Source organism: Yinghuangia sp. YIM S09857 (genome assembly GCF_051388915.1).
Lineage (GTDB): Bacteria > Actinomycetota > Actinomycetes > Streptomycetales > Streptomycetaceae > Yinghuangia.
In genome coordinates this window covers 1-14,656 of sequence record NZ_JBPKBH010000030.1, presented here as the reverse complement: position 1 = coordinate 14,656, position 14,656 = coordinate 1, and the positions used below count along the sequence as shown (strand labels likewise).

15 protein-coding genes are annotated in these 14,656 nt (G+C 72.2%); 5 read left to right on the top strand and 10 right to left on the bottom strand.

Annotation, left to right across the window (positions count from 1 at the left end):
* Positions 1-47 precede the first annotated feature (47 nt).
* On the bottom strand, positions 48-542 hold the full coding sequence (locus tag ACRX5S_RS38250) for a VOC family protein (protein ID WP_436777874.1): 495 nt from the start codon (positions 540-542) through the stop codon (positions 48-50).
* Between the two features lie 231 nt (positions 543-773).
* Positions 774-1,436: a TetR/AcrR family transcriptional regulator gene (locus ACRX5S_RS38245; protein WP_436777873.1), complete on the bottom strand. Its 663-nt coding sequence runs from the start codon at positions 1,434-1,436 to the stop codon at positions 774-776.
* A 198-nt stretch (positions 1,437-1,634) separates the two neighbouring features.
* Here ACRX5S_RS38245 and ACRX5S_RS38240 point away from each other — a divergent pair, with 198 nt between their 5' ends.
* Complete coding sequence (locus ACRX5S_RS38240) at positions 1,635-3,176, top strand: long-chain-fatty-acid--CoA ligase (RefSeq protein ID WP_436777872.1); 1,542 nt, start codon at positions 1,635-1,637, stop codon at positions 3,174-3,176.
* On the opposite strand, the gene ACRX5S_RS38235 is transcribed toward ACRX5S_RS38240, so the two are convergent.
* Both ACRX5S_RS38235 and ACRX5S_RS38230 read right to left on the bottom strand, forming a co-directional pair.
* Positions 3,164-4,108: a hypothetical protein gene (locus ACRX5S_RS38235; protein ID WP_436777871.1), complete on the bottom strand. Its 945-nt coding sequence runs from the start codon at positions 4,106-4,108 to the stop codon at positions 3,164-3,166. The two genes, ACRX5S_RS38240 and ACRX5S_RS38235, sit on opposite strands and share 13 nt — an antisense overlap.
* 7 nt (positions 4,109-4,115) lie before the next feature.
* The gene (locus ACRX5S_RS38230; protein ID WP_436777950.1) at positions 4,116-5,054 is read right to left on the bottom strand and encodes an NADP-dependent oxidoreductase; all 939 of its coding nucleotides are present in this window, start codon (positions 5,052-5,054) and stop codon (positions 4,116-4,118) included.
* A gap of 176 nt (positions 5,055-5,230) precedes the next feature.
* On the opposite strand from ACRX5S_RS38230, the gene ACRX5S_RS38225 reads away from it, so the two are divergent.
* Positions 5,231-6,196, top strand: a complete 966-nt coding sequence (locus tag ACRX5S_RS38225) for a TauD/TfdA dioxygenase family protein (protein WP_436777870.1) — start codon at positions 5,231-5,233, stop codon at positions 6,194-6,196.
* 53 nt (positions 6,197-6,249) lie between these two features.
* Here ACRX5S_RS38225 and ACRX5S_RS38220 read toward each other — a convergent pair whose 3' ends face one another.
* The 3 genes from ACRX5S_RS38220 to ACRX5S_RS38210 form a co-directional block, all read right to left on the bottom strand.
* On the bottom strand, positions 6,250-6,744 hold the full coding sequence (locus tag ACRX5S_RS38220; protein WP_436777869.1) for a DUF6069 family protein: 495 nt from the start codon (positions 6,742-6,744) through the stop codon (positions 6,250-6,252).
* Positions 6,745-6,812: 68 nt separating this feature from the next.
* Positions 6,813-7,691, bottom strand: a complete 879-nt coding sequence (locus tag ACRX5S_RS38215) for an NAD(P)-dependent oxidoreductase (protein WP_436777868.1) — start codon at positions 7,689-7,691, stop codon at positions 6,813-6,815.
* A complete protein-coding gene (locus tag ACRX5S_RS38210) occupies positions 7,688-8,110 on the bottom strand; it encodes a RidA family protein (RefSeq protein WP_436777867.1) in 423 nt (140 codons plus the stop codon). The genes ACRX5S_RS38215 and ACRX5S_RS38210 overlap by 4 nt, the downstream gene beginning before the upstream one ends.
* A 94-nt stretch (positions 8,111-8,204) precedes the next feature.
* Here ACRX5S_RS38210 and ACRX5S_RS38205 point away from each other — a divergent pair, with 94 nt between their 5' ends.
* Positions 8,205-9,086, top strand: a complete 882-nt coding sequence (locus ACRX5S_RS38205; RefSeq protein ID WP_436777866.1) for a LysR family transcriptional regulator — start codon at positions 8,205-8,207, stop codon at positions 9,084-9,086.
* Here the strand turns inward: ACRX5S_RS38205 and ACRX5S_RS38200 are convergent.
* Entirely contained in the window at positions 9,039-10,052 is a 1,014-nt protein-coding gene (locus ACRX5S_RS38200) for an RNA polymerase sigma-70 factor (protein WP_436777865.1), read from the bottom strand. The genes ACRX5S_RS38205 and ACRX5S_RS38200 overlap by 48 nt on opposite strands.
* Entirely contained in the window at positions 10,049-10,981 is a 933-nt protein-coding gene (locus ACRX5S_RS38195) for an NAD-dependent epimerase/dehydratase family protein (protein WP_436777864.1), read from the bottom strand. Before ACRX5S_RS38195 ends, ACRX5S_RS38200 begins: the two co-directional genes overlap by 4 nt.
* Positions 10,982-11,223: 242 nt before the next feature.
* Here ACRX5S_RS38195 and ACRX5S_RS38190 point away from each other — a divergent pair, with 242 nt between their 5' ends.
* Positions 11,224-12,402 (top strand): NAD(P)/FAD-dependent oxidoreductase, encoded by a 1,179-nt coding sequence (locus tag ACRX5S_RS38190; protein WP_436777863.1) that lies wholly within the window; start codon positions 11,224-11,226, stop codon positions 12,400-12,402.
* Between the two features lie 173 nt (positions 12,403-12,575).
* Here ACRX5S_RS38190 and ACRX5S_RS38185 read toward each other — a convergent pair whose 3' ends face one another.
* Positions 12,576-13,271 (bottom strand): NAD(P)-dependent oxidoreductase, encoded by a 696-nt coding sequence (locus tag ACRX5S_RS38185; RefSeq protein ID WP_436777862.1) that lies wholly within the window; start codon positions 13,269-13,271, stop codon positions 12,576-12,578.
* Between the two features lie 313 nt (positions 13,272-13,584).
* On the opposite strand from ACRX5S_RS38185, the gene ACRX5S_RS38180 reads away from it, so the two are divergent.
* Positions 13,585-14,598: an MDR family NADP-dependent oxidoreductase gene (locus ACRX5S_RS38180; protein ID WP_436777861.1), complete on the top strand. Its 1,014-nt coding sequence runs from the start codon at positions 13,585-13,587 to the stop codon at positions 14,596-14,598.
* Positions 14,599-14,656 lie beyond the last annotated feature (58 nt).

Genomic DNA, 14,656 nt, shown 5'->3' with positions numbered 1-14,656 from the left:
TGTCTTTCGACAGAGGCGCGCCCTGCGTGTGTGGGCCGCGGCGGGCCTCACTCTCCGGCGAACGCCTTGCGCAGCGTGTCGAGGTCGATCTTCGACATCTTCATCATGGCCTCGGTGGCGCGGCGGGCCTTGTCCGGGTCGGCATCGGTGATCATGTCGACGAGCTCGGACGGGAAGACCTGCCAGGACAGGCCGAACTTGTCCTTGAGCCAGCCGCACGGGCCCTTCTCGCCGCCTTCGGAGAGCTTGTCCCAGTAATAGTCGACCTCGGCCTGGTCCGCACACGGGATCTGGAACGAGATGGCCTCGTTGAACTTGAACTGCGGGCCGCCGTTGAGGCCGACGAACTTGTGGCCGTTGACCTCGAACTCGATCTCCATGACGTCGCCGGGCTTGCCCATCGTGCCCTCGGGGTAGTCGCCCTCGGGGTAGCGGGTGGCGCGGCCGATGGAGCCGTTCTTGAAGATCGACAGGTAGTGCGCCGCGGCCTCCTCGGCCTGGCCGTCGAACCAGAGGCACGTGGTGAATCCGCTGCCGGTCATGGGGAGCCTCCTGCTGGGTGTGGTGCGCGAAAGTGCCGTCTTTCTATGGACTCACCCACGTCCGGGAACTCATCGGTGCCGCGCGGACTTTTTGCGCGGACGCCGGGAGACGTACCCCGTGTGGCTCAGCTCGTGGCTTGTCCTCGACTCAAGCCCGTGGCGCGGCGGCGCTGGGCGCGCGGCGCCGGCAGAGGCCGAGAGTGGCCTCCACGGCACTTCGGAGACCTCAGCTCAACGCACCCGCACCCGCGCGTAGCGGTCCGCCAGGCCGTACAGCAGCGCCTCCAGGCCCGCCTCGAACGCGTTCTCGTTGATCTCGCGCTGCGCGTCCGCGAGCAGATGGGCCTGGTCCAGGTGCGGGTACTCCCCCGCGTACAGTGCGGCGTCGTCCGGGAACCCTCCCGCGAACGAGCCGAGCGCGGAACCGGTGACGAAGTAGCGCATCAGCACCCCGACGCGCGTGGCCTGGGCGCGCGGCCAGCCGGAGACGACGAGCGCCCCGAACACCGCGTCGGCCATGCGCAGCGCGTTCGGCCGACGCGCCGGACCGGGGGCGAGCGCGGGCACGAGGTTGGGGTGCGCGCCCAGCACGGCGTGGTACGAGCGGGCCCACACGCGCAGCGCCTCGTCCCAGGTCATCGAGTCGTCCCGGTCCGCGCGGGCCGGCACCTTCGCGAACACGCTGATGTCCACCTCGCCGAGGACGGTGTCGACCACCGCGTCGATGAGCTCGTCCTTGGTCGCGAAGTGGTTGTACAGCGCGGGGCCGCTGACCCCCAGCTCGGCGGCCAGGCGCCGGGTCGAGACGACGTCCAGCCCCTCCGCGTCCACGAGGGCCAGGGCGGTGTCGACGATGCGGTCGCGGCTGAGCAGCGGTTGGCGGGGCCGGCCCACGATGCGTGCCTCCTGGGGTGTGCGCCGCATTGTCTCAGTCGGCGTCTCGGACGTGCCTCGGTCGTGCCTCCGGTCCGAGTCGGGGCCGATGCGCGGCGGCGGCTCTTCCCTGGTGGGGCGAGCAAGTCTATAGTCCAAAATTAGCACTGCTAACTATGTGAACGTACCTTGTCGATCACGGGGAACGGAGCACCGCAGATGGCCATGTTGTCCCTCGCCGCCGTGCTGGCGGAGCCGGCCTGGCGCCGTCCGGAGCACACCGCCCTCGTGGAGGGCGCACAACGGATCGGTTTCGCGGAGTTGTGGCGGCAGGCGCGCGGGCAGGCGGCCGCGCTCGAACGCCTGGGCGTACGTCCCGGCGACCGGGTGGCGCTCATGGCCCCCAACACCAGCGAATTCCCCCGCGCCTACTACGCGGTGCTGGCTGCGGGCGGCGTCGTCGTCCCGGTCCACCTGCTGCTGACCGTGGACGAGGCCGAGCACGTGCTGCGCGACAGCGGCGCGTCCCTGCTGCTGTGCCACGTGGCGCAGGCCGAGACCGGCGCCGCGGCGGCGGCCCGGGTCGGGGTCCGGATGATCACGCTCGGCCCCGACGTCCCGGTGCCGGGGGCGGACGGGCGGCTGGAGGACCTGGCCGCGGATGTCGAGCCGCTTCCGACGTACGTGACGCGCGATTCCGAGGATCCGGCGGTGGTCTTCTACACCAGCGGTACCACGGGAGTTCCGAAGGGCGCGGTGCTGAGTCATCTCAACATGGTGATGAACGCGACGGTCAACGCCTTCGACACCAACGACGTGCGCGCCGACGACGTAGCGCTCGGCGCGCTGCCGCTGTTCCACTCGTTCGGGCAGACGGTCAGCATGAACTCCACCTGGCGGGCGGGCGCGACGCTCGTGCTGCTGCCGAGGTTCACCGCGGCCGACGCGGTGAAGCTGATGGCGGACGAGGGCGTCACGTCCTTCCACGGCGTCCCGACGATGTACGTCGCGCTCATCGAGGCCGCGCGGCACGCCGAGCGTTTGCCGAAGCTGCGGTTCTGCATCTCCGGGGGCGCCGCGCTCCCGACGTCGGTGCTGGAGGACTTCGAAAAGGTGTACGGCGCCCCGGTGTTCGAGGGCTACGGGCTGTCCGAGACGTCGCCGGGCACCACCGTCAACCAGCCGGCCTTCGGTGCCCGGGCGGGCACAGTCGGCCACCCGCTGTGGGGCGTCGAGGTCGAGATAGCCCGCGCGGACCTCGACGAACGCATCGAACTCCTACCGCACGACACGCTCGGCGAGGTCGTCATCCGCGGCCACAACGTCTTCAGCGGCTACCTCGGCCGTCCCGAGGCCACCCAAGAGGCCTTGGTGGACGGCTGGTTCCGCACCGGCGACCTGGGCACCAAGGACACCGACGGCTTCCTGCGGATCGTGGACCGGAAGAAGGACATCGTGATCCGCGGCGGCTTCAACGTCTACCCGTTGGAGGTCGAGGACGTGCTGATGCGGCACCCCGCGATCACCCAGGTCGCGGTGATCGGCCTGCCCGACCCGGTGCACGGCGAGGAAGTCTGCGCCGTCGTCGTCGCGGACACCGCGGCCGACGCGAAGCCGTCCGAGGACGACATCGTCGCGTGGGCGCGGGAGCGCCTGGGCCGCCACAAGTACCCGCGCCGCATCGAGTTCGTCGACGAGATGCCGCTCGGCCCGTCGCACAAGATCCTCAAGCGCGAACTGCGCCGGCGCTATTCGGAGTAGGCCGGAACGAGTGCGCGGGGCGGACGCGCGGCGCGGGGCAGGTGCGCGTGGCCGGGCGGACGCGCGGCGCGGGGCAGGTGCGCGTGGCCGGGCGGACGCGCGGCGCGGGGCAGGTGCGCGTGGCCGGGCGGACGCGCGGCGCGGGGCAGGTGCGCGTGGCCGGGCGGACGCGCGGCGCGGGGCAGGTGCGCGTGGCCGGGCGGACGCGCGGCGCGGGGCAGGTGCGCGTGGCCGGGCGGACGCGCGGCGCGGGGCAGGTGCGCGTGGCCGGGCGGACGCGCGGCGCGGGGCAGGTGCGCGTGGCCGGGCGGACGCGCGGCGCGGGGCAGGTGCGCGTGGCCGGGCGGACGCGCGGCGCGGGGCAGGTGCGCGTGGCCGGGCGGACGCGCGGCGCGGGGCAGGTGCGCGTGGCCGGGCGGACGCGCGGCGCGGGGCAGGTGCGCGTGGCCGGGCGGACGCGCGGCGCGGGGCAGGTGCGCGTGGCCGGGCGGACGCGCGGCGCGGGGCAGGTGCGCGTGGCCGGGCGGACGCGCGGCGCGGGGCAGGTGCGCGTGGCCGGGCGGACGCGCGGCGCGGGGCAGGTGCGCGTGGCCGGGCGGACGCGCGGCGCGGGGCAGGTGCGCGTGGCCGGGCGGACGCGCGGCGCGGGGCAGGTGCGCGTGGCCGGGCGGACGCGCGGCGCGGGGCAGGTGCGCGTGGCCGGGCGGACGCGCGGCGCGGGGCAGGTGCGCGTGGCCGGGCGGACGCGCGGCGCGGGGCAGGTGCGCGTGGCCGGGCGGACGCGCGGCGCGGGGCAGGTGCGCGTGGCCGGGCGGACGCGCGGCGCGGGGCAGGTGCGCGTGGCCGGGCGGACGCGCGGCGCGGGGCAGGTGCGCGGGAGCGGGGCGGACGTGCGGAGTTGCGGGTGCCCGCCCCCCCTGCTCCCCGTCCATCTCCCGCTCAATCCGCCACGGCGAGCACGATCTTCCCCGTGGTGCGCCCGCTCTCCGCGCTCTCGTGGGCCTGTGCGGCCAGTTCGAGCGGCAGCACGGCCTCGATGCGCGGACGCAGCCGGCCGCTCTCGGCGAGGGCCGCGATCGCGCGCATGCCCGCGTGATCGGCCTCGACCGCCATGAACGCCGCGCGCAGGCCCAGCGGTTCGGCCTCCTCCGAGAGGCGCGCCTCGGCGGGCGAGGCGAGGGAGACGACGATGCCGCCGGGGCGGAGGGTACGCAACGAGCGCGGGCCGTACTCGCCGCCTATCGCGTCGAGGACGACGTCCACGTCCCGCACCGCCTCGGCGAAGTCGACCTGCGTGTAGTCCACGGCCTCGTCGGCACCGAGCTCGCGCAGGAACCCGTGCTTGGCCTCGCGCGCGGTCCCGATGACGTACGCCCCGCGCGCCTTCGCGATCTGCACCGCAAGGTGCCCGACCCCACCCGCCGCCGCGTGCACAAGGACCCGCTGCCCCTCGCGGACCCCGGCCACGTCGACCAGCGCCTGCCACCCGGTCAGCGCGGCGAGCGGCAGGGCGGCGGCCTCGGCGTGCGAGAGCGCGGCCGGCTTGAGGGCCAGGTGGCGGGCCGGGGAGGTGACGTACTCCGCATATGTCCCGGCCGGAGCCGGGTGGCGCGGCATACCGAACACCTCGTCGCCGGGCCGGAAGAGCGTCACGCCGAGGCCGACCGCCTCCACCACTCCGGACACGTCCCACCCAAGTCGGATCGGCGCCGCACCGCCCGCGAGCCCGCCGGTCGCGCGGTGCCACGAGTCGGTCGGATTGACCCCCGCCGCGTGCACCCGCACCAACACCTCCGCGGGTCCCGGCTCCGGCCGCTCGACCTCGACCACCTTGAGCACCTCAGGACCGCCGAACCCGTCCTGGCCAATCGCCCTCATCTTCATCTCGATCTCCTCGGTTGCCTCGTGGCCGATCGCCATCCGATCGCCCGCAAACCAACCCTGCCGCCCGACGCCGCCCGCGACGAGTGGCCGGACAGCCACCATTCGCAAGGATCAGGCCACGCCTTGCCCTCCCCCACCAGCCGCGAAGTCCCCGATCCCGACCTGCCAGGATGACCACCACACGCACCGTCGAACCGACCGGGGGATCCACCGTGACCGTCTCCGATCCCGAGGTCATCGGCATATCCCCGCTGACGCCGCGAATCGGCGCGATCATCGGCGGCGTACGCCTGTCCGGCGACCTCGGCCCGCACAACGTGGAAGCGATCCGCACCGCGCTGCACCGCCACAAGGTGGTCTTCTTCCGCGGGCAGCAGCACCTGACGGACGCGGCGCAAGTGGCGTTCACGAGCCGGCTCGGACCGCCGGTCGGGCACCCTTTGGTCGACCAGGAAGGCCTGTTCGTCCATCCGATCACCAGCGAGTACGGCGGCCTCGCCGACCAGTGGCACACGGACCTCACGTTCATGGCGGACTTCCCGTCCGCGTCCGTGCTGCGCGCGATCGTGCTCCCGGAGACCGGCGGCGACACGATATGGGCCGACACCGCTTCGGCGTACGAGGATCTGACACCCGCGTTGCAGGAACTCGCGGTTCGGCTTCGGGTGGTGCACAGCAACGCGTACGACTATGCCGCGTTGGCACGGGACCGTGAGTCAGAGGCGTACGCCTGGTACCGCGAGATGGCCGCCGCGGCGCCCATGGAGGCCGAACACCCGCTTGTGTGCGTGCATCCGGTCAGCGGTGAACGCACGTTGCTATTGGGTGACTTCGCGCAGCGCATCGTGGGGCATACGCGCGACCAGTCCGACCTTCTGATGCGGCTCTTCCAGACCCACATAACACGCGTCGAGAACACCGTGCGTTGGTCGTGGCGGCCTGGGGACGTGGCCATCTGGGACAACCGAGCCACACAGCATCGGGCGGTTGCGGACTTCGGTGACGTGCGGCGCATCCTGCATCGGACGACGGTTGCGGGTGAGGTGGCACGGGGTGCCGACGGGCGGCTGAGTGTGCGAATTGCGGCTGTGGGTGGGGATGTTGCGGGCGCAGGACGCGGAACGGCCCCGGGGTGATGGTCCCGGGGCCGTTCTGGGGGTCGCAGTGCGGTGTCTGCGCGGGGGTTCCGTCACCGAGTGATCCGGTCGAGGCGCTTGGCGACGACCGGGACGACGGCGGCCGCGACCACCAGGTGCGAGATGACCAGCACGACGCGCGTGTCGCCGTCCATGTACGGGGGCAGGAAGGGCAGCGCCAGCGAGGCGGCCACGACGGCCCAGGCGGTGACCGCGTACGTGCGGCCCGGGCGCTTCGCCCAACGTGCCAGCGCCAGGGCGAACAGGATCCCGGCCACCGCGAACATCACGGTGAACCCGACGAAGCCGCCGGCCGGAACGGGCTTGGAGTCGGCCGCCGAGGCACCCATGTCGAACGAGACGCCCGCCGCGCGCACGATCGCCTCGTAGATCCCGGCGACCGCCAGGCCGCCCAGTGACGCAAGGCTCGCGACCTTCCAGACCGGTCCGACCGCCGTCTGCGTCCGCGTTCCGGCATCCGTGCCCGCCGTCGCCGTGATGCGGCGCGAAGTGCCGACTGCTGCCTGCGTGTTCACCGTGGTGGCCATGTCACCCTCCGAGGTATCCGCGGTATCCGCGAGTTGTTCGCTGCTGTCGAAGGGTTAGACCGGAGGCGTCATCGAGACTCATCGCTACTCGGCGGATTTTTTTCGCGGACGCCTGAGGCGCCGAGGCCGGCGATGTCCAACTCTCCGTTTGCGACCGCGGCTTCCTCGACGAGTCGGCGGGCCGCGGCGGTCACCGGCAGGGCGTCTCCGCACTGGCCGACGGCCAACGCGAGGTCCTTCGCCAGCGCACCGAGCGTGAAGTCCGCCCCCGTGTAGTCCTCGTCGTCCAGCCTCGTTCGCTTCCCCTCGACCAGGCGTCCGAGGACGCCGCGTTGCACGACGTCCAGGACGTCGGCGCGTCGCAGACCCAGGTGTTCGCCCAGCCGTACCGCGTCGTGGAGGCCCGCCACAGCGGCGCCGAGGGTGAGGTTCGCGGCCAGCTTGAGCGCGGACGCGGAGCCGACCGGTCCGACGTGGCGGCGCGTACCGGCGTACGACCAGGCGTGCAGCACCGGTTCGGCCGCCGCCACGTCCTGCTCGGTGCCGCCGAGGAGTACTTGCACGGTGCCGGAGCGCACGGCCGGGACCGAGCCGAGGACGGGCGCCTCGACGTAACGTGCCCCCGCGCGGGCCGCTCCGGCCGCGAGCGCTCGGGACTCGTCGGGGCTCAGCGTCGTCGCGTTCACCACGAGGGCGCCCGGCGCGAGCGCGCCTCCGGACAGCACGCCCTCAAGGCCCGACAGGACCGATTCGGCCGCCGGTCCGTCGAACACCATCACGACGACGGCCTCGGCACCGCGCACCGCCTCGGCGGCCGTCGCGGCGGTACGGACGCCCTCGACGGCACGCGGCGTACGGTTCCACCCCGTCACGTCGTGGCCGTCCGCAACCAGCGCCCCCGCGAACGCCCGGCCCATGCGCCCGAGTCCGCACACCGCCACCCTCACCGGACACGCTCCGCATCGTCGGGGAGCAGCACCAGGGCCTCGATCTCGACGATCAGCTCCGGGTCGAAGAGGCGTACCACCTGGACGGCGGAACTCGCGGGCGGCCGATGGGTGTTCACGTGCTCGTCGCGCACCGTGCGCACGATGCCGATGTGCTCGAAGTCCGTCACGAAGTGCGTGAACTTGACGACGTGGTCGAAAGTCGCACCGACGGCGGCCAAGCAGCGGCGCAGGTTCTCGAACACCTGGCGGGTCTGCGCCTCCGGGTCGCCGCGCCCGACGAGCTTGCCGTTCTCGTCGTAAGCCACCTGCCCGGAGATGACGGCGAGCCGCCCGGACCCGACGACGACGTGCGTATATCCGGTGCCGGGCGCGACGCCTTCCGGCTCGGTGATGTGGGTGAGCTGCGGGGATGTCATACGGCCATGGTGGTCGGCCGGCCGTCATTTCACCAGCGCATGTCTTGCATGCTTGATATGTGTCTGACGCATATCTCTGTTCTAGACTCGCGCCATGGACATCAGCGGCCTCCGGGCCTTCTGCGCGGTCTGCCGCGACGGCTCGATCAGCGCGGCCGCGCTGCGCCTGGGCTACAGCCAGTCCGCGCTGTCCCGCCAGATCGCCGGCCTGGAGGCGGAGCTGAAGACCGCGCTCCTGGAGCGGCACGCCCGCGGCGTACGCCCCACCCCGGCCGGTGAGGCCCTGCACGACCACGCCGTCCTCATCCTGCGCCGCCTCGAACGCGCCGAACGCGACGTCGCCGCCTCGCGCACACACGCGATCACCCGTCTCCACGTCGGCGCGGTGCCCTCGGTCGCCGCCGGACTGCTGCCGAGTGCGCTGACCGCTTTCGCCGCCGAACACCCGCACGTGCGCGTCGCGTTCGCCGAGGACGTCACCCCGAAGCTGCTGCCGCGACTGCTGGACGGCGACCTCGACGTGGCCGTCATCACCGACTACCCGCCGGGCGTACCCGCGCACGACGGGGTCGCGATGACGCACCTCGCGGACGACGACCTCTTCTGCCTGCTGCCGTCCGACCATCCGCTCGTCGGGCGCGACACCGTCGACCTCGCCGAACTCGCCGACGACACCTGGGTGGAGGACTACGCGGGCGCCGCGTCGGTGCTCACCGCCGCGTGCGCCCGCGCCGGATTCGCGCCGCGCATCGACATCGAGTGCGGAAGCTGGCTGGGCAAGCAGGCGTTCGTCGCGGCCGGGCACGGCGTGGCCCTCGCGCCCGGTCTTCTGGTCCCGTCGCTCCGCCCGGACTTGGTCGTACGGCCACTTGTGGATCCACCGGTGCGCAACGTGTACGTCGCGCTGCGGACCGGCCAAGTTCCGGAATCAGCCCGGGACTTCGTCGACGCCTTGGCCGCCTGCGCGGCGTCCTGAGTGCTGTTCGCTCGGAGCTGCGTCCGCGGCGCAGCCCGGAGTTGCATCGGCGGCTCGGCTCGGAGTTGCGTCCGCGGCGAGGTTCGGCGCCGCGCGGTTCGGGCGCAGGTGCGTGAGCTTCGCGGGAGTAACGACCGTGCGGATGCGGTCGATGCGTCCGTCCAGAACATCCAGGACCATGACCGCGAGGACGCCGCCCTGGGCGTCGAGCACGAGCGCGCCCGACTGGCCGTTGACCTCGCGCCGTTCGACCTTCGCACCCGCTGCGATCCATCCGGGCGCGGTCGCGGTGAGCATGCGCGTGACCTTCTCGGCGCCGAAGACGCCGCCGGGGACCTGCGGGAGCGTGCCATCGGTGTCCCAGGTCATCCGCACGTCGGCGGCGAGGAGTCCGCGCAGCCCTGCCACATCGCCGTCGCGCAGCGCGTCGAAGAACCGCGCGGACAACTCCTCACGCTCCTTACGATCCGCCGAGAACCGCGGCCTGCCGTCGTCCATGTGCCTGCGGGCGCGTACCGCCAACTGCCGGCACGCGGCCTCGGACCGGTCCACGACCTCGGCGATCTCCTGGAAACCGAAGCCGAAGACCTCGCGCAGCACGAAGACCGCACGCTCCAGCGGGGTCAGCCGCTCCAGGAGCAGCAGCGCCGCCATCGACACCGAGTCGGCGAGCTCCGCCGAGCGCTCCGGGTCCTGGTACGGGTCGTCGAGCAGCGGCTCGGGCAGCCACTGTCCGACGTACGCCTCCCGCCGGACGCGCGCCGAGGCCAGCACGTTGAGGCTGACCCGGGTGACGGCCGCCGACAGAAAGGCCTTCACCGACACGGGCCGCGTCTCGGTGCGCGCGTAGCGCAGCCAGGTCTCCTGGACGGCGTCCTCCGCCTCGACGACGCTGCCGAGGAGGCGGTACGCGATGGCGAACAGCAGGGGGCGCAGCTCCTGGAACTCCTCGGCCTTCCCCGTCATGCCAGCGCCTCCCGGAACCCCTGGCGCCACGACGGATACCGCGGCACCCACCCCAGTTCGCGCTTCGCCTTCGCGTTGGAGAAGCCGCGTCCCTCCGTCATCATCGTGACCGCGACCTTGCCGGCCAGCAGGCGCGCCAGCCACACCGGGACGCGCATCGGACGCTTGCCTCCGGCGCACTCGGCGAGATACGGCAACCACGCGTTCGCCGGGGCCGGTTCGTCGTCCACGATGTTGTAGACGCCCCGCGCCCGCTGCTCCACGGCGAGCACGGTCGCGCTCGCGGCGTCGTCGAGGTGCAGCCACGAGCAGTGTCCCTCGCCCGATCCGACCAGCGGGAACTGCCGTTTCCGGACCAGCTCCACCTGGTCGTCCGTGGCGCCGGGGCCGTAGAGGGCGCCGTACCGCAGCACCGCGCCGCCCGCTCCCAGGACCGCTTCCTCCAGGTACCGGATCGCCGCCATGCCCGGTTGCGCCTTCGTTCCCTCGATCAGATCCAACGGGTCCTCCTCGGACTTCACCCAGCCGCCCTGCCGGATCCCGTTCCAACTCGCGTAGCTCTGCGCCACAAAGTGCTCCGCGCCGGCCGCCTCCGCGGCGGCGAGCAGGTTGTCGGTGCCCTCGGTCCGCAGCCGGGTCGTCAGCGCGAACCACTTGTCGAAGTTCTTGATGTCCGGCTTGCCGGAATGCGCGGGGCCGATCGCCGTCATCTGGTGGACGACCACCTCCGGCCGCGCCGCGGCGACCGCCTCACCGACCGACAGCGGATCCAGGCCGTCCATCACGACTCCGTCGGCCCCGAGGCGCGCCAGCTCGTCCAGCCGCGCCGCCGAGGTCGTCGTCGCCGTCACCTGGTGCCCGCCGGCGACCAGACGCGAAACCAGGCGCCGTCCCAGCACTCCCGTACCACCCGCCACGAACACTCGCATGGTGATCCCCTTCCTCTCGGTTCGTTCCAAGCCCGGCGACCCGTGTCTCCCACGCGGTCCGGCGAATTCCCCGTCACTTCTCGGGACCGGACAGCAGGTTCGGCTGTGACACCGGCGCGGCCCAAGACCGTCCGAATCAATGTGACCTGCATCACATCGACGACTTGTCACGTCCGGACGGAGCCGTCTGTCCCATAGGCGTCACCGGCACCGAGGCCGGTGCCCGAACTGGGGAGGACGAGATGAACACCAGCCACCACGTCGTCGTTGTCGGTGCCGGCTACACGGGCATGTTCACCGCGATCCGGCTGGCCCACCGCACCCGCCGGACGGACGTCCGGATCACGCTGGTCAACCCGTCCGAACGCTTCGTCGAGCGCCTGCGGATGCACCAGATCGCCGCCGGGCAGGAGCTGGCGTATCACCGGATCCCCGAGATCCTGGACGGGACCGGCGTCACGTTCGTGCAGGGCTACGCGACCGCGATCGACCCCGAGGCCAGGCGGGTCACCGTGGACGACACCGAAGTGCTCGCGTACGACACACTCGTGTACGCGCTGGGCAGCTCGACCGACACCGGCAGGGTCCCCGGTGCCGACACCCACGCGTTCACCCTCAACAGCCCGGAGACCGCGGGACGGTTCGCCGCGCGGCTCGCCGAGGTCGCGGCGTCCGGCGGCACGGTCGTGGTCGGCGGCGGCGGGCCGACCGGGATCGAGGCGGCCACCGAGATCGCCGAGAGCCACCCCGGCCTGCACGTCACCCTGGTCAGCACGAACGAGCCCGGCGGCATGCTGGGCCCGAAGGCCCGCGCGTACCTGCACCGCGCGATGGACCGCCTCGGCATCACCGTCGTCACCGGCGCCCGCATCACCAAGGTGCTGCCCGACGCCGTCGAACTCGCCGACGGCCGGACGCTCCCCTCGGACGCCACCCTGTGGACGACCGGCGTCAAGGTGTCCCCGCTGGCCGCCGCCTCCGGGATCGCCACCGACGACCGCGGCCTGATCACCGTCGACGCCACGCTGCGGTCGGTGTCCCACCCGCAGATCCACGCCGTCGGCGACGCCGCAGCCGTGCAGATGGACTTCGGGCAGCTCCACGGCACCTGCCAGAGCGGCCTGCCCACGGCCCAGTACACCGCCGACACGATCGCCCGGCTGATCCGCGGCAAGGCCGCCAAGCCGTTCCGCTTCGGCTACTTCCACGAGCCGCTGAGCCTCGGCCGCCGCGACGCGGTCATCCAGTTCACCAAGGCCGACGAGACCCCGCGCCGCATGCGCCTCACCGGCCGAACCGCCGTCATGTACAAGGAGTTCGTCAGCGGCAGCCCGATCAAGACCTTCGGCTGGAGCAAGCGCGTGAACGCCACCACCATCGTCTCCAAGGGCGGCCGCGCCACCCACCAGCCGGCCGCATGAGGAACCGCCCTGCGAAGCACCCGGCAACGGTCATGTCGGCAGCCACTGTGTGGGAGCGGCTGCCGACGTGGCCGACCGCTGTGCGGTCCCGCCCATGGCCGACCGCTGTGCGGTCCCGCCGCACCTGAACCGCAAACGACGAGCCCGAGGCGGTCTCTTGAGGGAACGCCCCCTCACCGCTTCGCCATCGCCTCACGCCGAATCCACTGAAGCATCGTGGGATTGTCCGCAGTGGTGACCACGCTGACCGTGCCGCCGACATAACGATCGTCATCCACCAGAGCCAGCATGCATGCGGCCAGGTCCACACGAGCCGTGAACCGCGCGTCGGCGTGCCCCTCGACCACGGTGTACTCAGTGGCCGCGGGCAGGTGGTACAGCCCGCTCGGCCGAACGATCGTCCAGTCCAACCCACTGTCCCGGACGAGCGCCTCCATGCGGCGCATGTCGTCGTACATCGTCTTGCCCAACACCCGCGTGACATAAGGCAGCAGCAGCCGGTTGAACAGGAACCCGCCATCGCTGTAAGGCTGCGGATCCACGCCACTGGAACTCACCACCGCCAGCCGCCGCACCCCATGCCGCTTCATCGCGTCCACGATGTTCGCGACCCCGCGCGAGTACGTATCAATCGGCTTCTTCCCCGCGGGAACCCCAAGCGTCGACAACACCGCATCGCACCCGGTCACAACCCCGTCCACGGCCTCCGCACTCAACACGTCGGCCCCCGCGACCTCCAACCCCTCACGCCGCACCGGGAACCCCTCCGGCTGCCGCGTCACCGCAACCACCTCATGCCCGGCATCCACCGCCTGAGCCACAAGCAAACGCCCCGTCGGGCCATTAGCCCCAAATACCGCAACACGCATGATCATCGTCCTAGGTCGCCGTACGCCCGCCGGTCACGGCCGGTCAGGCCCAGAGGAGGCCACCCCCGGGCCGCAGCCGCACGCCTCCGTTCCCGAGACAGCCCAGTCCACCGGTCTGTGACATCGACGCCTTCACCCGGGTTGCCGGCGTCCCTCCCCTTTGGCCCACCGCCCGTGAGGTGTCCTTCGGACGAACGCGGAAGCGACGCCACGCTTGCCCCTGACCCGCGCGTCAGGGTTTAGCGTCGCCGCGGCGCCACGGCCGGACGTCGGGGTGGCGCGGCACCGCACTCGTCCCGAGGAGTCCACCCCCATGAGCCTGCCCGCGGTCCCCCGTACATCTCGCGAGGTCCAACTCGTCGCGCAGCCACGCGGCCTGCCCGCCGACAGCGACCTCCTGGTGGCCGAGATGCCGCTGCGCGCGCCGGGCCCCGGGGAAGTGGTCGTCAGAAACCGCTACTTCCTCGTATTTCCCGGGCTGCGCACCTTGATGGGGGACGAGACCGACGGTGTCCCTCTGCCGCCGCTGCGTTCCGGCGACACGTTGTTCGGCCCGGCGTTGGGCGAGGTGGTCGCGGTGGGCGAGGGCGTCGGACTGCGGCCGGGCGACGAGGTCGTACACCTGGACGGCTGGCGGGAGTTCGCCGTGCTTGCGGCCGACCACTGCTCTACGGCGAGCGGGGCGTTCCCGGATCCGGTGGCACACCTGTCGACGGGCTCGGCGGCGTACGGGGCACTCACCCGCCTGGCACCGGTCCGAACGGGCGACACCGTATTCGTCAGCGGAGCGGCAGGGGCAACCGGCGTGCTGGCAGGGCAGATCGCCCGACTGCTCGGTGCCGGGCGCGTGATCGGGAGCACCCGTTCCGCGGCCAAGGCCGCGCGGCTGCGCGACGAGTTCGCCTTCGATGCGGTTGTCGTACCCGGGTCGGCACCTTTCGCGGACCTGCTGGTCGGGGCCGCGCCGGACGGGCTGGACGTGGTTGTGGACACCGTGGGTGGCGACCAGTTGACCGCTGCCGTCACCGTCGCGCGTTCCAACGCCCGCATCGCGCTGATCGGCGCGTTGTCGGGCCAGCTGTCCGGGGACCGCGCGGGCGGAAGTTCCCCGGCATCGGTGGACAGCTATCGACTGATCGTCCAGGGCATCGCACTACGCGGCTACCGCGGCGCCGACCACCCCGATGTCCCGGCCGAATGGGACGAGCAGTTCGCACGCTGGCTGCACACGGAACAGATCCGGTTCCCCTATGCCACCGTCCAGGGCATCGACCACGCGCCCGCGGCGTTGCAGGAGTTGATCGAAGGACGCCACCTAGTGCTGTGACCGGAAACGTTGACCGGGTTGCCGGTTGGCTTCGGGGTGCCTGACGCCGGTTGGATGT